Raw genomic sequence first — 25,542 nt, 5'->3', positions numbered from 1 at the left:
GATAGGCGTATTCAATCGTCTGTCGGGCGCAACGTGATGAAATTCCGGATACTTTTGGATTGCGCCTGTCTTGGTATATGGTATGCCAATTCCAAGGCTGACGTGAATTCGACGAAGTTCGCCGCGCGAAGGTTTGGGAGCGTCTTTCCATGAATATCCACGAATACCAGGCCAAGGCACTGCTGCATGAATTCGGCGTGCCGATCTCGCGCGGGGTGCCGGTGCTGAATCCGGGGGAGGCCGACGCGGCCGCCAAGCAGCTTCCCGGGCCAATCTGGGTGGTGAAGAGCCAGATCCATGCGGGCGGCCGCGGCAAGGGCAAGTTCAAGGAAGCCTCCGCCGGCGACAAGGGCGGCGTCCGCATCGCCAAATCGGTCGCCGAGGTCGATGAATTCGCCAAGCAGATGCTCGGCGCGACGCTGGTCACGGTGCAGACCGGCCCGCACGGCAAGCAGGTCAACCGCCTCTACATCGAGGACGGCTCCGACATCGACAAGGAGTTCTATCTCTCGATCCTGGTCGACCGTGAGACCTCCGAAGTCTCCTTCGTGGTTTCGACCGAGGGCGGCGTCAACATCGAGGAAGTCGCGCATTCGACGCCGGAGAAGATTATCTCCTTCTCGGTCGATCCCGCGACCGGCATCATGGCCCATCATGGCCGCACCGTCGCGCAGGCGCTGAAACTGACCGGCGATCTCGCCAAGCAGGCCGAGAAGCTGACCGGCCAGCTCTATGCCGCGTTCGTCGCCAAGGACATGGCGATGCTCGAGATCAATCCGCTCGTCGTCACCAAGCAGGGCCAGCTTCGCGTGCTCGACGCCAAGGTGTCGTTCGACAGCAACGCGCTCTACCGCCATCCCGACGTGGTGGCGCTGCGTGACGAGACAGAGGAAGACGCCAAGGAGATCGAGGCGTCGAAATTCGACCTCAACTACGTCACGCTCGACGGCAATATCGGCTGCATGGTCAACGGCGCCGGCCTTGCCATGGCAACGATGGACATCATCAAGCTCTACGGCATGGCGCCGGCCAACTTCCTCGACGTCGGCGGTGGCGCCACCGCCGAGAAGGTCGCAGCCGCCTTCAAGATCATCACCGCCGATCCCGCCGTGGAGGGCATCCTGGTCAACATTTTCGGCGGCATCATGAAGTGCGACGTGATCGCCGAGGGCGTGGTTGCCGCGGTGAAGCAGGTCGGCCTCAAGGTGCCGCTGGTGGTGCGTCTCGAAGGCACCAATGTCGAACTGGGCAAGAAGATCATCCGCGAAAGCGGCCTCAACGTCGTGCCCGCCGACAATCTCGATGACGCTGCACAGAAGATCGTGAAAGCCGTCAAGGGAGGCTAGCGATGGTCGATCATCTCGACGCCCCGACGCCGCTGGAGGAACACCGCAAGCTCGCGGTCTTCGCTGGCGAGTGGAACGGCGAAGAGACGGTTTTTCCATCGCGCTGGACCGCGGGCGGTCCGGCCACATCGAATGTCGTCGCGCGGATCGCGCTCAACGGTTTCTATTTAATCCAGGACAGCGTGCAGACGCGCGACGGCAAGGAGAGCTTTGCCACGCACGGCGTCTTCACCTACGACCGCGACGACCGGGCCTACAGATTGTTCTGGCACGACTCGCTTGGCTATTACCCGCCGTCTCCGGCCTCCGGCGGCTGGATCAACAAGTCGCTGATCCTGGTGCGCGGCTCGCTGCGCGGCAACGCCCGCCACGTCTACGAGGTGGTCGACGACAACACCTACAACATGAAGATCCAGTTCTCGCCTGACGCGGAAGGGTGGGCCGACGTGCTCACCGGCACGTATCGGCGTATCCACTGAGGCGCCGCTTGGCCGAGGTTTTGGAAATGCGGTGCAGATGGAGCAAGGCGACCCAGGCCGTTCTGGTATCTGCTGTGGCTGGCCTGCCAGTTGTTCCGTCTGCGTTCGCAGGCAATGATGTTAGCGCGTGGGCTCGCGAGTTCTCGATTGTTTGCCCCTCGGCGATTTTCGAACCGGCCAAACTTGAAGGCCTGCTGAAAGAGCGGGAGTTTTCCGAGAGTGATCGCGACGGAGATGCTGATTCGGAAGTAGTGTCTTATAAGCAAGCCAAAACCAATCTTAGTTTCGAGTTCTTTGGCTCGCCAGCCACCGCGCCGAGCAAGGCGATATTCAGTTGCAAGCTGTTTGTCGGACGGCCGACGCCGATCCGGCAATTGGATGCGGCGTTCGAAGGCCTCATGCGCGATCCGCGTCTTTCGGGAATGACGAAGCGCCCCGACAAATCAGATTCCCGGGGGGCGCAAGTCATGGCTAGCCGGGATACGAAGGGCGGTTGCTTGTCTCTGATGTTCGTGAGTTTCAATACATCCAACCAGAAGACGACCGAATTGCTCATGGAACGCACATCGGATGCTTGCAAGGCCTCCGTTCGATGACCTCAGAATTCACCATGTAGGGTAATGATCCAATGTCCATCCTGATCGACAAGAACACCAAGGTCATCTGCCAGGGCTTTACCGGCAAGAACGGCACCTTCCATTCGGAGGCGGCGATCGCTTACGGCACCAAGATGGTCGGCGGCGTCGCGCCGGGCAAAGGCGGCCAGACGCATCTCAACCTGCCGGTGTTCGATACTGTCGCCGAGGCGCGCGCCAGGACCGGCGCTGACGCCAGCGTGGTCTATGTGCCGCCGCCGGGCGCGGCGGACGCGATCTGCGAGGCAATCGATGCGGAGATCCCGCTCATCGTCTGCATCACCGAAGGCATTCCGGTGCTCGACATGGTGCGGGTGAAGCGCTCGCTATCGGGATCGAAGTCGCGGCTGATCGGGCCGAATTGCCCCGGCGTGATGACCGCCGGCGAGTGCAAGATCGGCATCATGCCGGCCAACATCTTCAAGCCAGGCTCAGTCGGCATCGTCTCGCGCTCCGGCACGCTGACCTATGAGGCGGTGTTCCAGACTACCCAGGAAGGCCTCGGCCAGACCACCGCGGTCGGCATCGGCGGCGACCCGGTCAAGGGCACCGAGTTCATCGACGTGCTGGAGATGTTCCTGGCCGACGAGAACACCAAATCGATCGTCATGATCGGCGAGATCGGCGGTTCCGCCGAGGAAGACGCTGCCCAGTTCCTCAAGGATGAGGCCAAGCGCGGCCGCAAGAAACCCATGGTCGGCTTCATCGCCGGCGTGACAGCTCCTCCCGGCCGCCGCATGGGCCATGCCGGCGCGATCATTTCCGGCGGCAAGGGCGACGCCGGTTCCAAGACCGCGGCGATGGAATCCGCTGGCATCAAGGTGTCCCCGTCGCCGGCACGGCTCGGGCACACGCTGGCCGAAATGCTGAAGTAACGGTCCGCAGCTGGCGGTTGTCGTCAGGGGTTATCGGCGCTTCCCGGTCGTTCTCGCCTCGGGAAGTGCACTCTTTTGATCATTTCGCCCTACGCGGGCAGTTCAATAAGTTTTGAAATTATATTCATTTCTTGGTTCTTTTAGGCAGGAATATCGGTCCTAAATAGGCTAAAGGGAATTTATCGAGCCGGCGCTCTTCCAGACCGGCACTTGCGCCGTCTTCTATGCGCGAACCGAAAATCACCAGGACTGCCCCATGTCTCGCCAGGATGCGAACGCCGCTTTTGCCCTTTCATCATTTTTGCAGGGCACCAACGCGGCCTATATCGACGACCTCTACGCCCGTTATGAACAGGATCCCGCCTCGGTCGACACCGAATGGCAGGAGTTCTTCAAGAGCCTCAAGGACACCCCCTCCGACGTCCAGAAGAACGCCGAGGGCGCCTCCTGGAGCCGCGACAACTGGCCGGTCACGCCGCGCGACGAATTGACCTCGGCGCTGGACGGCAACTGGGCTCAGGTCGAGAAGGCCGTCGGCACCAAGATCGCTGCCAAGGCCCAGGCCAAGGGCCCGGAACTCTCCGCCACCGAGGTCCATCAGGCGACCCGCGACTCCGTCCGCGCCCTGATGCTGATCCGCGCCTATCGCATGCGCGGCCATTTCCACGCCAAGCTCGATCCGCTCGGCATCGAGGCGCCGCGCGACCGCGAGGAGCTCGATCCGCGCTCCTACGGCTTCACCGAAGCCGATTTCGACCGCAAGATCTTCCTCGATCACGTGCTCGGCCTCGAATACGGCACGCTGCGCGAGATCGTCACGATCTGCGAACGCACTTACTGCCAGACGCTCGGCGTCGAGTTCATGCACATCTCCAATGCCGCGCAGAAGGCGTGGATCCAGGAGCGCATCGAGGGGCCGGACAAGGAGATCAGCTTCACGCGCGAGGGACGCCGCGCAATCCTCAACAAGCTGATCGAGTCGGAAGGCTTCGAAAAGTTCTGCGACGTCAAGTTCACCGGCACCAAGCGTTTCGGCCTCGACGGCGCCGAATCGCTGATCCCGGCGCTCGAGCAGATCATCAAGCGCGGCGGCAATCTCGGCGTGAAGGAGATCGTGGTCGGCATGCCGCATCGCGGCCGCCTCAACGTGCTGACCCAGGTGCTGGGCAAGCCGCACCGCGCGCTGTTCCATGAATTCAAGGGCGGATCGGCCAACCCGGATGCGGTCGAAGGCTCCGGCGACGTCAAGTATCACCTCGGCGTCTCCTCGGATCGCGAGTTCGACGGCAACAAGATCCATCTGTCGCTGACTGCGAACCCGTCGCATCTCGAGATCGTCGATCCCGTTGTGCTCGGCAAGGTGCGGGCCAAGCAGGACCAGCATGGCGATCCGCCGGATCAGCGCATCTCGGTGCTGCCGCTCCTGATGCATGGCGATGCGGCGTTCGCGGGCCAGGGCGTGGTTGCCGAATGCTTCAGCCTGTCCGATTTGAAGGGCTATCGCACCGGCGGTTCGCTGCACTTCATCGTCAACAATCAGATCGGCTTCACCACCTATCCGCGCTACTCGCGCTCCTCGCCGTATCCGTCCGATGTGGCGAAGATGATCGACGCGCCGATCTTCCATGTGAATGGCGACGATCCGGAGGCGGTGGTGTTCGCGGCCAAGGTTGCGATCGAGTTCCGGCAGAAATTCCACAAGCCGGTCGTCATCGACATGTTCTGCTATCGTCGCCACGGCCACAATGAGGGCGACGAACCGGCATTCACCCAGCCGGTGATGTACAAGAAGATCGCCTCGCATCCGACGACGCTGGAAATCTACGCCAAGCGGCTGATCGCCGAAGGCGTGATGACCGAGGGCGAGGTCGAGAAGGCCAAGGCCGACTGGCGCTCGCGGCTCGACGCCGAGTTCGAGGCCGGTACCGGCTACAAGCCGAACAAGGCCGACTGGCTCGACGGCAAATGGTCGGGCTTCAAGATCGCCGACCAGGAGGAAGACGCCCGCCGCGGCGTCACCGGCGTTGATATTCCGGTGCTGAAGGACATCGGCCGCAAGATCACCAAAGTGCCGGACGGTTTCCGCGTCCACAAGACCATCCAGCGTTTCCTCGACAATCGCGCCAAGGCCATCGACACCGGTGTCGGTATCGACTGGGCGACTGGCGAGGCGCTGGCATTCTGCTCGCTGCTGGAGGAAGGCCGTCACGTCCGCCTGTCCGGCCAGGACTCCGAGCGCGGCACCTTCTCGCAGCGTCATTCGGTGCTGATCGACCAGGAGGACGAAAGCCGCTACACGCCGTACAACCATCTCGGCGGTGACCAGGGTCATTACGAGGTCATCAACTCGCTGCTGTCGGAAGAAGCGGTGCTCGGCTTCGAGTACGGCTATTCGCTGGCCGAGCCGAATGCGCTGGCGATGTGGGAAGCGCAGTTCGGCGACTTCGCCAACGGCGCGCAGGTGTTGTTCGACCAGTTTATTTCCTCGGGCGAACGCAAATGGTTGCGCATGTCCGGCCTCGTCTGCCTGCTGCCGCATGGCTATGAGGGCCAGGGGCCGGAGCATTCCTCGGCGCGACTCGAGCGTTACCTGCAGATGTGCGCCGAGGACAACATGCAGGTGGTCTATCCGACTACGCCGGCGAATTACTTCCACGTACTGCGGCGCCAGCTGCATCGCGAGATCCGCAAGCCGCTGATCCTGATGACGCCGAAGTCGCTGCTGCGTCACAAGCGCGCGGTGTCGCGGCTCGACGAACTCGGCAAGAACGCCACCTTCCACCGCATCCTGTACGATGACGCGCAGATGCAGCCGGACGAGAAGATCAAGCTGCAGCCGGACGACAAGATCCGTCGCGTCGTGCTGTGCTCGGGCAAGGTCTATTACGATCTCTATGACGAGCGCGAGAAGCGCGGCGTCGACGACATCTATCTGATGCGAATCGAACAGCTCTATCCGGTGCCGTTGAAGGCGCTGGTGCAGGAGCTCGGGCGCTTCAAGGGGGCCGAGGTGGTCTGGTGCCAGGAAGAGCCGCGTAACATGGGTTCGTGGCACTTCATCGAGCCCTATCTCGAATGGGTGCTGAACCAGATCAACGCGCCGAACAAGCGGCCGCGCTACGCCGGCCGTCCGGCATCGGCCGCGACTGCGACTGGCCTGATGTCGAAGCATCTGGCGCAGCTCAAGGCGTTCCTGGACGAAGCGCTGAACTAAAAACCTTCACTCCGTCATGCCCCGCCTTGTGCGCAATTGCACACTGGAGCGGGGCATCCAGTACCCCGCGTCATCCAGCCCCTCTCGCTGTCGTCACGGTGTCCTGGATCGCCCGCTTTGGCGGGCGGTGGCCGCACAAGTTTCATGACCGCAGGGTTGATCTGAGGAAAAGACCATGACTGAAATTCGCGTTCCAACGCTCGGCGAATCCGTGACCGAGGCCACCATCGGCCGCTGGTTCAAGAAGGCCGGTGATGCCGTCGCGGTGGACGAACCCTTGGTGGAGCTCGAGACCGACAAGGTCACGATCGAGGTTCCGGCGCCGGTTGCCGGTACGCTCGGCGAGATCATCGCCAAGGATGGCGAAACGGTCGCCGTCGGCGCGCTGCTGGGCCAGATCAACGACGGCGCTGTCGCGGCCAAACCCGCTGCGGCTGCCGCTGCTCCCACCAAGACGGCTCCCGCTCCGGCTGCTGCTGCGCCGGCTCCTGCTGCCGCGCCGAAGGTGCCGCCGACCGATGCGCCGCTTGCGCCTTCGGTCCGCAAGCTCTCCGCCGAGAGTGGTGTCGATGCCTCCACGGTTCCCGGCTCCGGCAAGGACGGCCGCGTCACCAAGGGCGACATGCTGGCTGCGATCGAGAAGGCCGCCTCGGCGCCGACCCCGGTCAATCAGCCGGCCGCCGCCGTGCAGGTTCGCAGCGCCTCGCCGGCCGATGATGCTGCGCGCGAAGAGCGCGTGAAAATGACGCGGCTGCGCCAGACCATCGCCCGCCGCCTGAAGGATGTGCAGAACACCGCGGCGATGCTGACGACCTTCAACGAGGTCGACATGACCAACGTCATGGCGCTGCGCGCGCACTACAAGGACGCGTTCGAGAAGAAGCACGGCGTCAAGCTCGGCTTCATGGGCTTCTTCACCAAGGCTTGCGTGCAGGCTCTGAAAGACATCCCCGCCGTCAACGCCGAGATCGACGGCACCGACCTGATCTACAAGAACTACTATCACGTCGGCGTCGCGGTCGGCACCGACCGTGGCCTGGTCGTGCCTGTCGTGCGCGATTGCGATCACAAGTCGATCGCCGAGATCGAGAAGTCGATCGCCGATTACGGCCGCCGCGCCCGCGACGGTCAGCTCAAGATCGACGAGATGCAGGGCGGCACCTTCACCATCACCAATGGCGGCATCTACGGTTCGCTGATGTCGACGCCGATCCTCAATGCGCCGCAGTCCGCCATCCTCGGCATGCACAAGATCCAGGAGCGGCCGATGGTGGTCGGCGGCAAGATCGAGGCCCGCCCGATGATGTATCTGGCGCTGTCCTATGATCACCGCGTGATCGACGGCAAGGAAGCGGTTACCTTCCTGGTCCGCGTGAAGGAGAGCCTTGAGGATCCGGCGCGGTTGGTGCTGGATCTCTGAGATCATGGCGCGCGTGACGTCCGATCGGTTCGGGCGTCACGGTCGGTTTGGCGTACACGCTTGGGGATCAATGTGACGGACAAGGTTGTTGTCATCACTGGCGGCAGTCGCGGCATCGGCCGCGCCACCGCTCTTGCCGCCGCGGCACGCGGCTATCGTGTCGTGGTCGGCTATGCGTCCAACCAGGCGGCCGCGAACGAGGTCGTCTCCGCGATCGAGGCCAGCAACGGCAAAGCGATCGCGGTGAAATGTGATGTCGGCAGCGAGCAGGACATCCTGGCGCTGTTCAAGGCCGCCGACGCGTTCGGAACGCTCGGCGCTCTCGTCAACAATGCCGGGATCGTTGGCAAGAGCGGTGTGCGGGTCGACGAGATGTCCGCCGAGCGAATCCAGCAAATGATGGCGGTCAATGTCACTGGCAGCATTTTGTGCGCGCGCGAGGCGGTGAAGCGCATGTCGACCAGGCATGGGGGCAAGGGCGGCGTTATCGTCAACCTTTCTTCGGTCGCGGCCAGGCTCGGTGCGCCTAACACCTATGTCGACTATGCCGCCTCCAAGGGCGCGATCGATTCCTTCACCGTCGGCCTTGGCCATGAAGTCGCGGGTGAGGGCATCCGCGTCGCGGGCATCCGGCCAGGACTCATCGACACCGACATTCATGCCGCCGGCGGCGAGCCGGATCGCGCGCATCGGCTCGCCCACATGGTGCCGATGAAGCGCGTCGGCACCGCAGATGAAATCGCCAACGCCATCGTCTGGCTGATGTCGGACGAGGCCTCCTATGTCACGAGCGCGACCCTCGACGTGTCGGGCGGTCGCTAGGATCATGCTCGCTTAAGTGTCACAGAGTTTAGCTACAGGATTTCCATCATGGCTTCTTATGATCTCGTCGTCATCGGCACCGGACCCGGCGGTTACGTCTGCGCGATCCGCGCGGCGCAACTCGGCATGAAGGTCGCGGTCGTCGAGAAGAACGCGACGCTCGGCGGCACCTGCCTCAATGTCGGCTGCATGCCCTCGAAGGCGCTGCTCCACGCCTCCGACATGTTCGAGGAAGCCGCGCATTCCTTCGCCAAAATGGGTGTCAGCGTTTCGGCGCCGAAGCTCGATCTGCCCGCGATGATGAACTTCAAGCAGCAGGGCATCGACGGCAACGTCAAGGGCGTCGAGTTCCTGATGAAGAAGAACAAGATCGACGTCCTCAAAGGCACCGGCAAGATCCTCGGTGCCGGCAAGGTCGAAGTCTCCGGCGACGGCAAGACCGAGATCGTCGAGGCCAGGAACATCGTGATCGCCACCGGCTCGGATATCGCGCGGCTGAAGGGGATCGAGATCGACGAGAAGCGCATCGTGTCGTCGACCGGTGCGCTGTCGCTGGACAAGGTGCCCTCGAAGCTCTTGATCGTCGGCGCCGGCGTGATCGGACTCGAACTCGGATCGGTCTGGCATCGCCTCGGTGCGCAAGTCACCGTCGTGGAATTCCTCGACCGCATCCTGCCCGGCATGGACGGCGAGGTCGCCAAGCAATTCCAACGCCTACTCGAGAAACAGGGCTTCACGTTCAAGCTCGGCGCCAAGGTCACGGCGGTCGATACGTCGGGCAAGACGTTGCTTGCCAAGGTCGAGCCGGCTGCTGGCGGCGCGCCGGAGACGATCGAAGCTGACGTCGTACTCGTCTGCATCGGCCGCGTGCCCTACACCGAGGGCCTCGGGCTCAAGGAAGCCGGTGTCGCGCTCGACAACCGCGGCCGCGTTGAGATCGACGCGCATTTCTCGACCAATGTGAAGGGCATCTACGCGATCGGCGACGTCGTTGCCGGGCCGATGCTGGCGCACAAGGCGGAAGACGAAGGCGTGGCCTGCGCGGAGATCATCGCGGGCCAGGCCGGCCATGTGAACTACGACGTTATTCCAGGCGTTGTGTATACCACGCCGGAAGTGTCGTCGGTCGGCAAGACCGAGGAAGAGCTCAAGCAGGCGGGCGTCGCCTATACCGTCGGTAAGTTTCCGTTTACCGCGAATGGCCGCTCCAAGGTCAACCAGACCACGGACGGCTTCGTGAAGGTTCTCGCAGATGCGAAGACGGACCGGGTGCTCGGGGTGCACATTATCGGCCGCGAAGCCGGCGAAATGATCCACGAAGCGTGCGTTCTGATGGAATTCGGTGGCTCTGCCGAAGATCTGGCGCGCACCTGCCACGCCCATCCGACCCGGTCGGAAGCGATCAAGGAAGCCGCGCTTGCGGTGGGCAAACGCGCCATCCATATGTGATCGACGTCCGGCGGCCCGCCGGGTAGAGATGACATCGATGCTGCGCCGCCTGCTTCAGCCGTTCTGGATCCTGCTTGCGATCATTTTCCTGATCGAGGCTTGGCTATGGGATCACCTCGAGCCGATCGTGGCGCGCGCCGTCGCATGGATCCCGCTGCGCACGTTCAAGCAATGGCTGGCCGAGCGGGTCGATTCGCTGTCGCCGGCGATGACGTTGATCGTGTTCGTCGTACCGCTCATCCCACTGTTTCCGCTCAAGCTGGTCGGACTGTGGCTGTTGACCCACGAATATTGGCTGGCCGCGATCTCGACCATCGTGTTCGCGAAATTCCTCGGCGTCGGCGTCACCGCCTTCATCTTCGACGTGACGCGGCCGAAGCTGCTGGAGATGCGTTGGTTCAAGGCGCTCTATGATTTCGTGATGGCGATGCGCGCCAGGGCCACCGCAATGGTCGAGCCGGTCAAGCGGCGGCTCGTCGAGATGCTGCGCGGCGACGGTGACGGCTGGTCGGCACGCATGCTGCGCCTGATCGCACGCTTCCGCAAAAGCGTGCATCAGGCGCGCTGATTGCTTGTCGAGCGGCCAGCGCCGCTCATCCAAACTTAATGCAGCGGCAGCAGGTGTGGCTGGATCATGCCCAGCAATGTCACCGCGATCCCGGCCAGCGTCAGGATGCCCGACACCCACGCCAGCGCGGCGATGCCCGTGATGATGGTTGCGGACGCCAGCACGATCGCGATCTGGAAGGCGGCGGAGGCAAGTTCGAAGTGGTGATACTTCGCCGTTGCCTCGTCGCGCTCATGCTCGGCGTGCTTGGCGCGCTCGGACAGTTGCTCCGAACCTTCGCCGGTCTCCGGCTCCGAACGATAACGCGTAGCAGTCTTCTGCCAGTCGTCGATCTGCTTCTGCAGCGCCGCCTTGGCGGCATCGTCGGGCGCGGTGGCAAGGCTCAACTTGCCCTGCTCGGCGGCGGTCTGCACGGTGGTGCGGCGAATGCTCTTGGCCTGGAAGAAAGCCCACAGGTTGGAAGCCTCGACATTCAAGCTGATCGATTCGGTCTGTGCGCCCTTGCCGAGCGTTTCCGACAGCGCCAGGCAGAGTGCGATCACGGCGATCAGCAGTGCGATCTTCTTGTTCTCGCTGGAAGCATGCTCGGCATGTTCCGCGTGCTCCATACTCTCATGTGCGCTCATGATTCCCCCTCCGGCTGAGACCGGGATACGATTGCCGAATGCGGCCCTCAACGCAAGGGGCGAGCCGCTTGTGACGGACCTATGAATATGAGCGGCAGCGAGCCGCTGGTCCAAACACTTCAGCCGCGCGGATGTGCGGAGCGGTAGACTTCGAGCAGGCGTTCGCTGTCGATACCGGTGTAGATCTGTGTCGTCGACAGCGACGCGTGACCGAGCAATTCCTGGATCGCGCGCAAGTCGCCGCCGCGACTGAGCAGGTGCGTGGCAAAGGAGTGCCGCAGCGCGTGCGGCGTTGCACTGTCGGGCAGACCGAGGGCGCCGCGCAGCCGCTCCATGGTGAGCTGGATGATTCGCGGGCTTAAGGGGCCACCGCGCGCGCCGACAAAGGTCGGGCCGGTCGGCGGCAGGGAATGCGGGCAGATTGCGGCGTAGTCTGCGATGAGTTGCAGCACGTTCTGCAGCACCGGCACCATGCGGGTCTTGTTGCCCTTGCCGGTGACGATGAGCACGTCACCTTCGCCGGGCTTCGGCACGTCGCGGCGCTTCAGTCCCAGCGCCTCCGAGATGCGCAGGCCGGAGCCATAGAGCAGCGCCATGACGGCCGCGTCGCGCGCAAGGATCCAGGTCTCGCGCGTTTCGCCGGCGCGCTCGTCGGCGTCCGTGAAACGCTTTGCCGCGTCCATGTGGATCGGCTTCGGCAGGCTTTTTGCCACTTTCGGCGCGCGAATCGCCGAGAGCGCGCCAAGCTTGCCCTTGCCTTCGCGTTCCAGGAAGCGCCCGAACGAGCGCAGCCCCGCCAGCGCTCGCATCAGCGATCGTCCGCCGATCTCGTCGGCGCGCCGCATCGCCATGAAGGCACGGACATCGGTGGCCTCGAGCGCGGCAAAGCTCGCAAGCGAAACCCGTGCACCCCAATGCCCGGCCAGGAAGGTCAGGCATTGGCGGACGTCGCGGGTATAAGCTTCCAGCGTCTTCGGCGACAACCGCCGCTCGGCGCGCAGATGCGACAGCCAGCGCGTCATCTGATGCGTGAGCGTCTCGTCGGCGCAGTCGAGTTCGACCGGTTGAATTGGCTGATCTGTCCGGGCCATGCGACTATTGGTGCTGCGATTCTCCTGATTATATCGCACTTCTTTCGTTTACCCTTCGCTAAGGCGATAAAGTTCTGATCCCGAAGTTCTGATCCCATGGACCACACCACGCGCACCAGCACGGCCTCCGCATCGGCGACTCGCGTCGTCGATGTGCTGGTGCCTGTCGCGCTGAACCAGACCTACTCCTACCGCGTCCCGCGCGGCATGGAGCTCGCGCCCGGCGACGTGATCTGCGTTCCGCTCGGGCCGCGCGAGGTCGTCGCGGTGGTGTGGGCCGAGAATGCTAGTCCCGATCCTCGGCTGCACAACCGGCTCAAGGACGTCGGCGAAAAGCTCGACGTACCGCCGTTGAGGGCGGAACTGCGTCAGCTCGTCGATTGGGTGTCCACTTACACGCTGTCGGCCCGCGGCATGGTGCTGCGGATGAGCTTGCGCATGGGCGAGAATCTCGGGCCCGAGCGTACGCGCCTCGGCGTGCGCCTGGTCGGTGAGCCGCCGCGGCGCCTGACCCCCGCGCGGCGTCGGGTGATCGACGTGCTGTCGGACGGGCTGTTGCACGGCAAGTCGGAGGCGGCGCGGGAGGCCGGCGTCAGTTCCGGCGTGATCGACGGCCTGGTCGATGAGGGCACGTTGACGGTTGAGGCGATGCCGCCGCCGCCGGTACCGCCGGCTCCGGATCCGTCGTACACGCTACCGGAGTTTTCGCGCGAGCAGCGCAGTGCAGTCGATGTGATGCGGACGTTGGCTGCGAGCGGCAGCTTCCATGTCGCGCTGCTTGATGGCGTCACCGGCTCCGGCAAGACCGAGGTCTATTTCGAGGCGATCGCCGAAAATATCCGGCGCGGCAAACAGTCGCTGATCCTGATGCCGGAAATCGCGTTGACTGGCCAGTTCCTCGATCGCTTCGCGCAGCGCTTCGGCGTACGTCCGCTCGAATGGCATTCGGAACTGACGCCGCGCACGCGCGCGCGCAACTGGGCGGCGATCTCGGAAGGCAAGGCGCCGGTCGTGATCGGGGCTCGCTCGGCGCTGTTCCTGCCCTATGCCAATCTCGGGCTCATCATCGTCGACGAGGAGCACGACCAGGCCTACAAGCAGGACGAAGGCGCGCATTATCACGCACGCGACATGGCGGTGGTTCGCGCGCATATCGCAAAGATCCCGATCATATTGGCTTCCGCCACGCCGTCGGTCGAGAGCGAGGTCAATGCCCGCAAGGGGCGCTACCAGCGCGTGGTGCTGCCGTCGCGGTTCGGCGGCCAACACATGCCGCATATCGAGGCGATCGACATGCGCCGCGCTCCGCCGCCGCGCGGCCGCTTCATCTCGCCACCGCTCGCCGAGCAGATCAGTTACGCGATCGAGCGCCGCGAGCAGGCGTTGCTGTTTCTCAACCGCCGCGGCTATGCGCCGCTGACGCTATGCCGCGCCTGCGGCCATCGCTTCGCCTGCACGATCTGTGACGCCTGGCTGGTCGATCATCGCTTCCGCCAGCGGCTGGTCTGCCATCACTGCGGCTTCTCGATGCCGCGCCCGAACATCTGTCCGCACTGCGCGGCGGAGGAATCGCTGGTCGCCGTCGGTCCCGGTGTCGAGCGCCTGCAGGAGGAGGCGGCGAGCATCTTTCCCGAGGCGCGCACCATGGTGCTGTCGAGCGACCTCATCACCTCGATCGAGACTATGCGCAGCGAGTTGAACGAGATCGCCGCGGGGCGCGTCGATATCATCATCGGCACGCAGCTGGTGGCGAAGGGGCACAACTTTCCGCGGCTCAATCTGGTCGGTGTGATCGATGCCGATCTGGGCTTAAGCAACGGCGATCCGCGTGCCGCCGAACGGACCTTCCAGCTCTTGAACCAGGTGATCGGCCGCGCCGGCCGCGATCAGGGCCGCGGCGTCGGCTATCTGCAGACCCACCAGCCGGAGCATCCGGTGATGAAGGCGTTGATCGCGAACGACCGCGAGGCGTTTTACGCCAGCGAGATCGATATCCGCGAACGCACCGGCTATCCGCCGTTCGGCCGGCTGGCGAGCCTGATCATCTCCGCCGGCGACCGCCCCACGGCCGAAGGCTTTGCACGCAGGCTTGCTTCCGTCGCGCCGATCGATGAGCGGATCCAGGTGCTCGGCCCCGCCGAAGCGCCGCTTGCGGTCATCAAGGGACGCTATCGCTTCCGCCTGCTGGTGAAATCGCTGCGCAATGTCGACCTGTCGCAATATTTGCGCGAATGGCTGGCCGCGGGGCCCAAGACCAAGGGCAATCTGAAGCTTGAGGTCGACGTCGATCCGCAGAGCTTCCTGTAACGTGAAAGGCCTGCCGTCATTTGCGACGGCAGGCCTTGATCGGCACACGAAGCGGGCTTCGCGGACCGTTACGCAACGCAACGCTTACCGAACTGGAGGCAATCGGAACCGTGCGCGCTCTTAGGAGACGACCTCGGCGGTGACACGGCCGACGCCGGCACCGGTCAGGCCGATGGCGCGGGCGGCGCCGGTGGAAAGGTCGAGGACGCGGCCACGGACGAACGGGCCACGATCGTTGATGGTGACGATGACGCTTTGGCCACCATGGGTGACGCGGAGCTTGGTGCCGAAGGGCAGCGAGCGATGGGCCGCCGTCATGGCGTTCTGGTTGAAGCGCTGGCCGGAAGCGGTGCGGCTGCCCGATTCATTGCCGTAAAAGGAAGCCATCCCCGAGAACATGTGGCCGCCGCCGGTCGGCTGGGCGATCGAGGCGTTGGCGTCCTGCCAGGACGAGCCTTCGGCCTTGGCGTGATGGTGGTGATGATAGCGCTGGTGGTGCCTGGACCTGGCCGACGCTTCGGTGACGCTGCCGCCGACCAGGAGAGTTGCGGCAACAAAAGCAAGCGCCGTACGCGACTGGGTTATATTTCCCAGTACCGCCTTCTTGATATTCGCCATTGATTAAGACCCTCAGACAGTATTGCCGCGAACGCGGCAAGTGGAACCCCCGTCCCATAGTTGACCAAGGCCGTTTGGTTGCGCATTGCGGCGTGAATTGGGCAGTAATTCCGCATTGTCTCGGGTTGAAACATCTTGTTACCTCGCGGGGTATTCAAACGAAATTCCGTAATCTTGGTCGTTAACTAAACGTTAACCAATACAATACTCGACAATACTGAATAGTAGTGCGTCAGTAAGCTTTCGGTAAGTATTCGCCAAATGGAGTTTGGGACCCGCTGTTGGTTCCTGCCCGCGCGCTCATGGGGCTATGCAAATTCTTGCTGGAACCAATCCGGGTCGGATGAAAGCTGGAGCTGTGGCAGCAAATTCCCGCGCGCAGAATTTTCTGATTCGGCCGGTGGCGACAGCCGCCAAGCGCCCATGCGACAAGGCGGCGCCGACACGTGCCGTCATGTTGCACCTGCGCGTATGCTATGTTAGCAAAGCCGCGATTTTAACGATCCCGGCACGTCCTGTGCCGGTCGAAAATCGAAGTCCCGCTTGAATTCCAAGGGCTTGGATCGCTAGGCGCTGCTTTGGTGGCGACGGTTTTTCCCTTGCGAGTTTGACAGCAAAAAAGAGCGAGCTCGTGGCTGCTGAAGATCCGTCCGTTTCGGGAGTGTCCGGTCGTTATGCGACGGCCTTGTTCGAGTTGGCGCGCGACGAAAAATCCGTCGATGAAGTGAAAGCCGATCTCGAGCGATTCGAGGCCTTGCTCACCGAGAGCGCCGACCTCAGTCGTCTTGTACGTAGCCCTGTATTCTCGGCGGACACCCAGGCAAGGGCGCTGACCGCAGTGCTCGACAAGGCCGTTATTACCGGCATCTCGGCAAAATTCCTGAAAGTGCTCACCGCCAATCGCCGGCTGTTCGCCGTGACCGATGTGATCCGGGCTTATCGCGCGCTGGTGGCGAAGTACAAGGGTGAGGCGACTGCGGAAGTCACCGTCGCCGAACAGCTCAACGACAAGAATCTCGACGCGCTGAAGACCGCACTGAAATCAGTGACGGGCAAGGACGTCGCGCTGAACGTGAAAGTCGATCCCTCCATTATCGGTGGCCTGGTGGTCAAGCTCGGCAGCCGCATGGTGGATAGTTCGCTTCGCACCAAACTCAATTCGATCAAGAATGCGATGAAAGAGGCAGGCTGATGGACATCCGCGCCGCGGAAATTTCCGCGATCCTCAAGGACCAGATCAAGAATTTCGGTCAGGAAGCCGAGGTCACTGAAGTTGGACAGGTGCTGTCGGTCGGTGACGGTATCGCCCGCGTCTACGGCCTCGACAACGTTCAGGCCGGCGAAATGGTCGAGTTCGAGAACGGCACGCGCGGCATGGCGCTCAACCTCGAGACGGACAACGTCGGTATCGTGATTTTCGGCGCCGACCGTGAGATCAAGGAAGGCCAGACCGTCAAGCGTACCCGCGCCATCGTGGACGCGCCGGTCGGCAAGGGCCTGCTTGGCCGCGTCGTCGACGCGCTCGGCAATCCGATCGACGGCAAGGGCCCGATCCAGGCCACCGAACGCAAGCGCGTCGACGTCAAGGCGCCTGGCATCATTCCGCGCAAGTCGGTGAACGAGCCGATGGCGACCGGCCTGAAGGCGATCGATGCGCTGATTCCGATCGGCCGCGGTCAGCGCGAGCTGATCATCGGCGACCGCCAGACCGGCAAGACCGCGATCGCGCTCGACACCATCCTGAACCAGAAGCCGCTCAACGCGCAGCCGGACGAGAATCTCAAGCTGTATTGCGTCTATGTCGCGATCGGCCAGAAGCGCTCCACCGTCGCGCAATTCGTCAAGGTCCTCGAAGAGCAGGGCGCGCTCGAATATTCGATCATCGTCGCGGCCACCGCGTCGGATCCGGCGCCGATGCAGTACATCGCGCCGTTCACCGCCTGCACCATGGGTGAGTACTTCCGCGACAACGGCATGCATGCCGTGATCATCTATGACGACTTGTCCAAGCAGGCCGTCGCCTACCGCCAGATGTCGCTGCTGCTGCGCCGCCCGCCGGGCCGCGAAGCCTATCCGGGCGACGTGTTCTACCTGCATTCCCGCCTGCTCGAGCGCGCGGCCAAGCTCAACAAGGATCACGGCTCGGGCTCGCTGACCGCGCTGCCGGTCATCGAAACCCAGGCCAACGACGTGTCGGCCTACATTCCGACCAACGTGATTTCGATCACCGACGGCCAGATCTTCCTGGAAACGGATTTGTTCTTCCAGGGCATCCGCCCTGCCGTGAACGTCGGTCTCTCGGTGTCGCGCGTCGGTTCGTCGGCGCAGACCAAGGCGACGAAGAAGGTCGCCGGCAAGATCAAGGGCGAACTCGCGCAGTACCGCGAAATGGCGGCGTTCGCGCAGTTCGGCTCCGACCTCGACGCTTCGACGCAGCGCCTGCTCAATCGCGGCTCGCGCCTCACCGAGCTCCTGAAGCAGCCGCAGTTCTCGCCGCTGAAGATGGAAGAGCAGGTCTGCGTGATCTGGGCCGGCACCAACGGCTATCTCGATCCGCTCCCGCTCAACAAGGTGCGCGCGTTCGAGGACGGCCTGCTGTCGCTGTTGCGTGGCAAGAACGTCGAGATCCTCAATGCGATCCGCGACAGCCGTGATCTCTCCGACGACAGCGCGGCCAAGCTGAAGTCGGTGGTCGAAGGCTACGCCAAGACGTTTGCTTAAGAGGACGTTTGCTTGAGGCGACGTTTGCATAATTAACGGCTTCGCCCGGCGGCTCGCCGGGCGTGACGAACAGAGAGGCTTGCGACTGACCCCAGCGGTCGGATCGCCGGGGTGGACGAAGAATGGCGTCACTGAAAGACATGCGGGTCCGCATCGCCTCGACCAAGGCGACGCAGAAGATCACCAAGGCCATGCAGATGGTCGCAGCCTCGAAGCTGCGCCGCGCGCAGAATGCTGCCGAGGCGGCACGGCCCTACGCCGAGAAGATGGACGCGGTGATCTCCAACATCGCCGCCGCTGCCAGCGCCTCGCCCGGCGCACCGCCGCTCCTGGCTGGCACCGGCAAGGATCAGGTGCACCTGCTCCTGGTCTGCACCGGCGAGCGCGGCCTCTCCGGCGCGTTCAACTCGGCCATCGTGCGCCTCGCGCGCGAGCGGGCAAATTCGCTGATTGCGCAAGGCAAAGAGGTCAAGTTCTTCTGCGTCGGCCGCAAGGGCTATGAGCAGCTTCGCCGTAACTTCGATCGGCAGATCGTCGAGCATCTCGAATTGCGTTCGGTGCGTCAGCTCGGCTTCGTCAACGCCGAGGACATCGCCACGAAGGTACTGGCGCGGTTCGACGCCGGTGAATTCGATGTCTGCACGCTGTTCTACTCGCGCTTCCAGTCCGTGATCTCGCAAATCCCGACCGCACAGCAGGTCATCCCGCTGGAAGTGGCGACGCCTACGGCGCACGCTGGTCCGGCCACCTCCTACGACTACGAGCCGGAAGAGGACGAGATCCTCACCGGGCTGCTGCCGCGTAACCTCGCGGTGCAGATCTTCCGTGCGCTGCTCGAAAACAATGCGTCGTTCTACGGTGCGCAGATGAGCGCGATGGACAACGCGACCCGCAACGCCGGCGAAATGATTCGCAAGCAAACCCTGATCTACAACCGGACCCGCCAGGCCATGATCACGAAGGAGCTGATTGAAATCATCTCCGGCGCCGAGGCGGTCTAAGGCAGATTTTCGAAGGAGAACAATCCATGGCTACAGAAGCCAACCAGAACGGTCGCGTCACCCAGGTCATCGGCGCCGTCGTCGACGTGCAGTTCGAAGGCAAGCTGCCGGCGATTCTCAACGCGCTCGAGACCAAGAACGGCGGCAATCGCCTGGTGCTCGAAGTCGCGCAGCATCTCGGTGAATCGACGGTGCGTACCATCGCGATGGACACCACCGAAGGTCTGGTTCGTGGTCAGCAAGTCTCCGACACCGGAGCGCCGATCATGGTGCCGGTCGGTGAAGGCACGCTCGGCCGCATCATCAACGTCATCGGCGAGCCGATCGACGAAGCCGGTCCGGTGAAGGCCGAGGCCATGCGCGCGATCCACCAGGAGGCGCCGACCTACACCGAGCAGTCCACCGAAGCGGAAATTCTCGTGACCGGCATCAAGGTCGTCGACCTGCTCGCGCCGTACGCCAAGGGCGGCAAGATCGGCCTGTTCGGCGGCGCCGGCGTCGGCAAGACCGTGCTGATTCAGGAACTGATCAACAACGTCGCGAAGGCGCACGGTGGTTATTCCGTGTTCGCCGGCGTCGGCGAGCGAACCCGCGAAGGCAACGACCTCTATCACGAGTTCATCGAATCGAAGGTCAACGCCGATCCGCACAATCCGGATCCGAGCGTGAAGTCGAAGTGCGCGCTGGTGTTCGGCCAGATGAACGAGCCGCCCGGCGCCCGTGCCCGCGTCGGTCTGACCGGCCTGACGGTTGCCGAGCACTTCCGCGACCAGGGCCAGGACGTGCTGTTCTTCGTCGACAACATCTTCCGCTTTACGCAAGCCGGCTCGGAAGTGTCGGCGCTGCTCGGCCGTATTCCTTCGGCGGTGGGTTACCAGCCGACGCTCGCGACCGACATGGGCGCGATGCAGGAGCGCATCACCACCACGACCAAGGGCTCGATCACGTCGATCCAGGCGATCTACGTGCCTGCCGACGACTACACCGATCCGGCGCCGGCGACGACGTTCGCCCATCTCGATGCGACCACCAACCTCAATCGCGCGATCTCGGAAAAGGGCATCTATCCCGCCGTGGATCCGCTCGATTCGAGCTCGCGCATGCTCCAGGCGCACATTGTCGGCGAGGAGCATTACACCACTGCCCGTATGGTCCAGCAGGTGTTGCAGCGCTACAAGTCACTGCAGGACATCATCGCCATTCTCGGCATGGACGAATTGTCGGAAGAAGACAAAATCGCCGTGGCCCGCGCCCGCAAGATCGAGCGCTTCCTGTCGCAGCCGTTCTTCGTCGCCGAAGTCTTCACCGGTTCGCCGGGCAAGTTCGTCGATCTCCCCGACACCATCAAGGGCTTCCGTGGCCTTTGCGAGGGCAAGTACGATCATCTGCCGGAAGCGGCCTTCTACATGGTCGGCACCATCGAAGAAGCCGTCGAAAAGGGCAAGAAGCTTGCCGCCGAGGCGGCGTAAGACAGGCGAATGGCGAATAGGGAGTAGCGAATAGCTGCTCCTGTTCCGCCACTCACCATTCGCTATTCCCCATTCGCAGGTTTTACATGACGACCTTCCACTTCGATCTCGTCTCTCCCGAAAAGCTCGCCTTCTCCGGCGAGGTCGATCAGGTCGACGTTCCCGGCGTGGAAGGCGATTTCGGCGTCCTCGCCGGACATGCTCCTGTCGTCGCTGCGGTTCGCCCGGGCATCCTGACGATCATCACTGCCGGCAAGCGCGAGAAGGTGATCGTGCTCGGCGGTCTTGCCGAGATGTCGGACAAGGGCCTCACCGTGCTCGCCGACGTCGCGACCGCGATTGCGGATCTCGATCGGACGAAGTTCTCTGAGACCATCAAGGGGATGGAAGAGAAGCTTGCCGAGAAGGAAGGCTCCGAGCTCGACAATGCAATCGAGCGGCTCGATCACTTCAAGAGCATCGAGAACGAGCTCAACACGACCGCCATGCACTAGAGCATTTTCGGTTCTGATTGAATCAGAACCGAAGCTCTAGATTCTAGTTTTGACGCGTTTTCTTCACGCGAACCGGTATCCACTTCGCTCGAAAACGCTCTAGGCGGACCGTTCATCAACTGAATCCCGAACAAATTCAGCGCTCGCCAGACCCATGGCGGGCGCTGAATGCTTGTTGCGCCCGGGAGCTTCTGACGGCATTCTGCGGGGCATATTAGAGATCGAGGCTGGGTTTTCATGAAACGCAAGATCGCGGCGATCTTCGCGGCCGATATTGCCGGCTACAGCCGACTGGTTGCGGAGGACGAAGAGGAGACGCTGCGGCGGCTCGCCTCCTATCGTCAGGTCACCGACGACTTCATTGCAAAATACGGCGGCCGAATCTTCAACACTGCGGGTGATGCGGTGCTCGCGGAGTTTCCCAGTGCGGTCGAAGCGGTGCGCTGCGCGATCGACATCCAGGAGAGCCTGCGCACGCGCAACCTGGCCTATCCGACGAGCCGGCAGATGGCCTTCCGCATCGGCATCACCATCGGCGATGTGGTCGAGCGCGACGGCGATCTGCTCGGTGACGGCGTCAATATCGCTGCGCGGCTCGAGGGCCTCGCCGAGGTCGGCGGCATCTGCGTGTCGCGCGCCGTTCATGAGCAGGTCGCCAACAAGCTGTCGGTGCAGTTCGCCGACATCGGCGCGCAGGAGGTGAAGAACATCCCGACCCCCGTGCATGCCTACATGGTGGCGATGCGGCGCGAGGACGGCACCTACGGGACCCCGCAGGTCAAGAAGCCTATCAAGCCGGGCACGGCCAATACGCCGGCCTGGATGTGGCCCGTGGCTGCGACCCTGGTCCTGCTCGCGGGGATCGGAGTCGGCGGCTTCCTCTACTATACCAAGCTGGAGACATCGGTCACGAGGCCGTCGGTGGTGGCGAGCAACGCAACGACGTTGGCGCCCACGCCATCGGCCGCGCCGGCGCCAACGCCCTCGTCAACACCGTTGGTCACATCGTCGCCTGCGCCCACTCCAACACCGGCTCCGCCGACGTCGATTCCGTCAGGTGAGCATTTCACCGCCGACAACATTCCCTTCATCAGCGACCGTAACCGCGTCCTTCTCGCCACTGAATATGCGGGGGCGGGCGACGCCAAGGCTCTTGCCATCAACCTCAACGGCTTCATCGGCTGGATCGCGGGGCAGGTGAACGAGGATACCGCGAAGACCGCGGCGCTCGAGCAGTGCCAGAAGCGCGCCGACAATGCCGGCACGACGCGCAAGTGCGAGCTTTACGCAGTCGGCAACACGGTGGTGTATGCGCACGGCGGGCCGCCGCTGCCGCCGCTGCCCTGGGTCAAGCGTGATTCGCTGGTTGAAAAGCCGTTCGCATCAAAGGATGTGCCGATGCTGCGCGAGCCCGGCAGAAATCGCCTTGAGAGCCTCTTCGCGCCGGGGCGCAAATCGAGAACGATCGCGCTTGGGCCGGGCGGCCAGTTTTTCTTCAACTCCGGCATGGACACACTCGAAGAATCGACGCGGCGGAACCTGCAGGCTTGCGGTGCACTCGCCGGCGTCCCCTGCATGATCGTGGCCGTTGATGACGTGTTTGTCGTCCCGATCCCGACGACGCTGCGCGTCACCGGATTCTTCAAGGCAGAAGACAGTTCGGTGATCACGCCGCGCGAGCGGGGCGATATCGCGCACAAGCTTGCCGAGGCGACATCGGGTTGGAACGCGGTCGCGGTCGGAACGCAGGGGCGACCCGGGCTCGGACTGAAGGCGGCCGACGAGACCGCGGCCGTGAATGCCGCGCTTGGCGATTGCGTCAAGCGCGATAGCGATTGCCACGTGATCGCGATTGGACCATTCACCGTCGGCCCGAACTAATTAGAGCGTTTTCGAGCGAAGTGGACACCGGTTCGCGTGAAGAAAATGCGTCAGAACAAGAATCTAGAGCTTCGGTTCTGATTCAATCAGAACCGAAAATGTTCTAGCCCGCGAATTCGGCGAACTGCGCGGCGACGGCGCGATAGATGTCGCGGCGGAACGGGACCACGAGATCGGCGACGCGGTCGAGGCGCTCCCAGCGCCATTGATCGAACTCCGCGGGCTGGCCGTTGCGCGGCGTCAGCGGGTCGATCTCGGCATCGCGTCCTGTGAACCGCAGCGCGAACCATTTCTGCCGCTGTCCGCGGAATTTCGCCAGCCGGTGCGACGGATCGTCATGGGGCAGGAATTCGTAGGTCATCCAATCGGTTTCGGCGAGATAATCGGCGCTGACGGCCCCGGTCTCTTCCCAGAGTTCGCGCATGACCGCCTGACGCGGGTCCTCGCCCTCGTCGATACCGCCTTGCGGCATCTGCCAATCGAGGCCGGGCAGGACGATCTCCGGCCCGTCATCCTTGAATCGATGGCCGATCAGCACGCGTCCTGCAGCGTTGAACAGCGCGATACCCACATTAGGGCGATAGGGCTTGCTTGATGACATGGTGGCGTTTGCTTCGGTAGCTATTCGGCCGCCAGTCCGGCGAATTCCTTCACCACGCGCTCATAGACCGGGCGCTTGAACGGCACGATCAGATCGGGAAGATTTTTCATCGGCTCCCAGCGCCAGGTGACGAACTCCGCCTTGTGCCCGCCCCCGGGATTGGCAACGTTGATCTCGTTGTCCTTGCCGGTGAAGCGAAGGGCGAACCATTTTTGCCGCTGCCCGCGATAGCGACCCTTCCAGGCGCGGCCCGCGACGGTGCGCGGGATGTCATAGATCAGCCAGTCCGGGACCTCGCCGAGCTTCTCCGCCGATTTGACGCTGGTCTCTTCGTAAAGCTCGCGCCTGGCGGCCTGAAACGTGTCCTCGCCGGGATCGACGCCGCCTTGCGGCATCTGCCAGACATGGGTCTCGTCGACATGTTCGACGCCGCCCGCGCGGCGCCCGATGAACACCAGTCCGGCCGCATTCAAAAGCATGATGCCGACACAGGTCCGATAGGGCAGGTCTTCGTAACGTGCCATGCCGCCGATACCTCGTACTCTTGGGGCCGCCGACCCGCCCCCCGGCAAGGCCTGAAGTCGCACCAACGGATTGATCTTTAGCCTGATTTTGATTTCAGCATGGCCGTTGTCAATGGCACAAGCATAATGCCCTTGGACTCCAGGGTCTTGATCCAGGCGCTCAGCCGCTCGATCGAGACCGGCAGGGCCGAGGCGACGCCCACGGCCGTGCCGCGTTCCTTGGCGAGCGTCTCCAGCTTGACCAGCGTGCGGTCGATTTCCGCCGAGGTCGGCACCGCATCGATGGTGAAATCGGCCTTGGCGAACGGCATGGCCTGGCCCGCGGCCAGCGACTGGGCGACGCTGCGGGGGGTGGAACCGTCGTCGAAATAGCCAAGGCCGCGCTTGGCCGCCTCGCGGACGATCGGCTGCATCATGGGATCGGTCGCGACGAAGCGAGCGCCCATGAAATTGGCGATGCCGGCATAGCCCTGCAGGCGGCTGAGGTGCCAGTAGAGGCGATCGAGGTTCTGCTCGCTGTTGAGCGAGGTCAGCAGGGTCTGCGGCCCCGGATCATTGTCGGGATAGTCGAACGGTTCCATCGGGATCTGCAGCAGGATCTCGTGGCGCTGCGACCGGGCGCGTTCGGCAAGCTTGCCGGGGTCGGCTCCGTAGGGCGTAAAGGCCAGCGTCACGGCCGCCGGCAGCTTCACGATGGCGTCGGCGGTCTTGGCGGCGCCGACACCAAGGCCTGCGACCACAATCGCAACCACGGGCATTTTGGCGGCCTTGGCGCGGTCGGCGTCAGCCGCATAGACCGTGAAGGGTTTCAGGCCATCGGCGACCACCGGGATCATGCCGTAGCGCGATTTCTCCAGCAGGCGCTGGTCGATGCCCGTCATCATCGCGGGCGGCGCGTCGCCGTCGGTTTTGTCGGCGGGATTGCCGGCGCCGATCACCACATCCTGGCGCTTGCCGCTGGAGCCATCGATGATGGTCACGGTCTTGGCGTCGCCGGCGGCCGCCGGCGACTTGGGAGCGGCGGATTTGGCTGCCGGCTCAGTCAGGGCGGCCGGCGCTTGCTTGTCGGCCGCCGCGGGGGTCTCCACCTTGCGGAGCGCGACATGGGCAACCGGCTCGCCTCCGAGCGGATTGTCGTTGAACAGCGCAACGCCGACGAAGCCGACCAGCACAAGCCCAAGCAGCACGGCGAGCGCCTGCATCGCCGTGAACGGCAGGCGAAGCCGGCGCGTCTTGCCAACGGTCTGCTGCCCAAGCGGCGTGCTCAGTTCGTCGGCCGCCTCTGCCATGAGCCTCCCCGAATCAACAGCGCGAACGATAGCACGATGCGGCGCGTTCCCGCGCGCGGACCGCGGGGCCCGTCAGAGCCCGGTGAACACCGGCGAGGTCGAGATACAAAAA

At 63.5% G+C, this 25,542-nt stretch carries 22 protein-coding genes; 16 read left to right on the top strand and 6 right to left on the bottom strand.

What is annotated here, in order from left to right; all coding sequences use genetic code 11:
* Positions 1–149 precede the first annotated feature (149 nt).
* From sucC to UP09_RS18035, 9 genes are all read left to right on the top strand, one after another.
* Positions 150–1,346 carry an ADP-forming succinate--CoA ligase subunit beta gene (gene sucC, locus UP09_RS18075; protein ID WP_044539603.1) on the top strand — a complete coding sequence of 399 codons (1,197 nt, stop codon included), beginning with the start codon at positions 150–152 and terminating at the stop codon, positions 1,344–1,346.
* 2 nt (positions 1,347–1,348) lie between these two features.
* Positions 1,349–1,825: a DUF1579 family protein gene (locus UP09_RS18070; protein ID WP_044539602.1), complete on the top strand. Its 477-nt coding sequence runs from the start codon at positions 1,349–1,351 to the stop codon at positions 1,823–1,825.
* Between the two features lie 8 nt (positions 1,826–1,833).
* Positions 1,834–2,421: a hypothetical protein gene (locus tag UP09_RS18065; RefSeq protein ID WP_156164656.1), complete on the top strand. Its 588-nt coding sequence runs from the start codon at positions 1,834–1,836 to the stop codon at positions 2,419–2,421.
* A 32-nt stretch (positions 2,422–2,453) separates the two neighbouring features.
* Complete coding sequence (gene sucD, locus UP09_RS18060; protein ID WP_044539600.1) at positions 2,454–3,335, top strand: succinate--CoA ligase subunit alpha; 882 nt, start codon at positions 2,454–2,456, stop codon at positions 3,333–3,335.
* Positions 3,336–3,591: 256 nt separating this feature from the next.
* Positions 3,592–6,549, top strand: coding sequence for a 2-oxoglutarate dehydrogenase E1 component (locus UP09_RS18055; RefSeq protein WP_044539599.1), 2,958 nt, complete (start codon positions 3,592–3,594; stop codon positions 6,547–6,549).
* Positions 6,550–6,724: 175 nt separating this feature from the next.
* A complete protein-coding gene (gene odhB / locus UP09_RS18050) occupies positions 6,725–7,969 on the top strand; it encodes a 2-oxoglutarate dehydrogenase complex dihydrolipoyllysine-residue succinyltransferase (protein WP_044539598.1) in 1,245 nt (414 codons plus the stop codon).
* Between the two features lie 72 nt (positions 7,970–8,041).
* Positions 8,042–8,791, top strand: coding sequence for an SDR family oxidoreductase (locus tag UP09_RS18045; RefSeq protein WP_044539663.1), 750 nt, complete (start codon positions 8,042–8,044; stop codon positions 8,789–8,791).
* A 48-nt stretch (positions 8,792–8,839) separates the two neighbouring features.
* Positions 8,840–10,240, top strand: a complete 1,401-nt coding sequence (gene lpdA / locus UP09_RS18040; RefSeq protein WP_044539597.1) for a dihydrolipoyl dehydrogenase — start codon at positions 8,840–8,842, stop codon at positions 10,238–10,240.
* Positions 10,241–10,277: 37 nt separating this feature from the next.
* Entirely contained in the window at positions 10,278–10,808 is a 531-nt protein-coding gene (locus UP09_RS18035; RefSeq protein WP_044539662.1) for a hypothetical protein, read from the top strand.
* Positions 10,809–10,843: 35 nt separating this feature from the next.
* On the opposite strand, the gene UP09_RS18030 is transcribed toward UP09_RS18035, so the two are convergent.
* A complete protein-coding gene (locus UP09_RS18030; RefSeq protein ID WP_044539596.1) occupies positions 10,844–11,434 on the bottom strand; it encodes a DUF4337 domain-containing protein in 591 nt (196 codons plus the stop codon).
* Between the two features lie 119 nt (positions 11,435–11,553).
* Positions 11,554–12,525 (bottom strand): tyrosine recombinase XerC, encoded by a 972-nt coding sequence (locus tag UP09_RS18025; RefSeq protein ID WP_044539595.1) that lies wholly within the window; start codon positions 12,523–12,525, stop codon positions 11,554–11,556.
* Positions 12,526–12,621: 96 nt separating this feature from the next.
* On the opposite strand from UP09_RS18025, the gene UP09_RS18020 reads away from it, so the two are divergent.
* Positions 12,622–14,832, top strand: coding sequence for a primosomal protein N' (locus UP09_RS18020; protein ID WP_044539594.1), 2,211 nt, complete (start codon positions 12,622–12,624; stop codon positions 14,830–14,832).
* Positions 14,833–14,952: 120 nt separating this feature from the next.
* On the opposite strand, the gene UP09_RS18015 is transcribed toward UP09_RS18020, so the two are convergent.
* On the bottom strand, positions 14,953–15,450 hold the full coding sequence (locus UP09_RS18015) for a septal ring lytic transglycosylase RlpA family protein (protein WP_044539593.1): 498 nt from the start codon (positions 15,448–15,450) through the stop codon (positions 14,953–14,955).
* A gap of 631 nt (positions 15,451–16,081) precedes the next feature.
* Here UP09_RS18015 and UP09_RS18010 point away from each other — a divergent pair.
* The 6 genes from UP09_RS18010 to UP09_RS17985 all read left to right on the top strand — a co-directional run bounded on the left by UP09_RS18010 (position 16,082) and on the right by UP09_RS17985 (position 23,016).
* The gene (locus tag UP09_RS18010) at positions 16,082–16,642 is read left to right on the top strand and encodes a F0F1 ATP synthase subunit delta (protein WP_044539592.1); all 561 of its coding nucleotides are present in this window, start codon (positions 16,082–16,084) and stop codon (positions 16,640–16,642) included.
* Complete coding sequence (atpA, locus tag UP09_RS18005; protein WP_044539591.1) at positions 16,642–18,171, top strand: F0F1 ATP synthase subunit alpha; 1,530 nt, start codon at positions 16,642–16,644, stop codon at positions 18,169–18,171. The genes UP09_RS18010 and atpA overlap by 1 nt, the downstream gene beginning before the upstream one ends.
* Before the next feature lie 122 nt (positions 18,172–18,293).
* Positions 18,294–19,172 (top strand): F0F1 ATP synthase subunit gamma, encoded by an 879-nt coding sequence (locus UP09_RS18000; RefSeq protein WP_044539590.1) that lies wholly within the window; start codon positions 18,294–18,296, stop codon positions 19,170–19,172.
* Positions 19,173–19,198: 26 nt separating this feature from the next.
* Entirely contained in the window at positions 19,199–20,641 is a 1,443-nt protein-coding gene (gene atpD / locus UP09_RS17995; RefSeq protein ID WP_044539589.1) for a F0F1 ATP synthase subunit beta, read from the top strand.
* A gap of 86 nt (positions 20,642–20,727) precedes the next feature.
* Positions 20,728–21,135: a F0F1 ATP synthase subunit epsilon gene (locus UP09_RS17990; protein WP_044539588.1), complete on the top strand. Its 408-nt coding sequence runs from the start codon at positions 20,728–20,730 to the stop codon at positions 21,133–21,135.
* A 237-nt stretch (positions 21,136–21,372) separates the two neighbouring features.
* A complete protein-coding gene (locus tag UP09_RS17985) occupies positions 21,373–23,016 on the top strand; it encodes an adenylate/guanylate cyclase domain-containing protein (RefSeq protein WP_044539587.1) in 1,644 nt (547 codons plus the stop codon).
* A gap of 103 nt (positions 23,017–23,119) precedes the next feature.
* On the opposite strand, the gene UP09_RS17980 is transcribed toward UP09_RS17985, so the two are convergent.
* From UP09_RS17980 to UP09_RS17970, 3 genes are all read right to left on the bottom strand, one after another.
* Positions 23,120–23,617: an RNA pyrophosphohydrolase gene (locus UP09_RS17980; protein ID WP_044539586.1), complete on the bottom strand. Its 498-nt coding sequence runs from the start codon at positions 23,615–23,617 to the stop codon at positions 23,120–23,122.
* A gap of 20 nt (positions 23,618–23,637) precedes the next feature.
* Positions 23,638–24,141, bottom strand: a complete 504-nt coding sequence (locus tag UP09_RS17975; RefSeq protein ID WP_044539585.1) for an RNA pyrophosphohydrolase — start codon at positions 24,139–24,141, stop codon at positions 23,638–23,640.
* Positions 24,142–24,218: 77 nt separating this feature from the next.
* A complete protein-coding gene (locus tag UP09_RS17970) occupies positions 24,219–25,430 on the bottom strand; it encodes a divergent polysaccharide deacetylase family protein (RefSeq protein ID WP_044539584.1) in 1,212 nt (403 codons plus the stop codon).
* Between the last annotated feature and the right edge of the window lie 112 nt (positions 25,431–25,542).

This window comes from Bradyrhizobium sp. LTSP885 (genome assembly GCF_000938305.1).
Lineage (GTDB): Bacteria > Pseudomonadota > Alphaproteobacteria > Rhizobiales > Xanthobacteraceae > Bradyrhizobium.
Note: the sequence above shows the minus strand (reverse complement) of the source record. Positions and strands in the feature narration are given on the sequence as shown.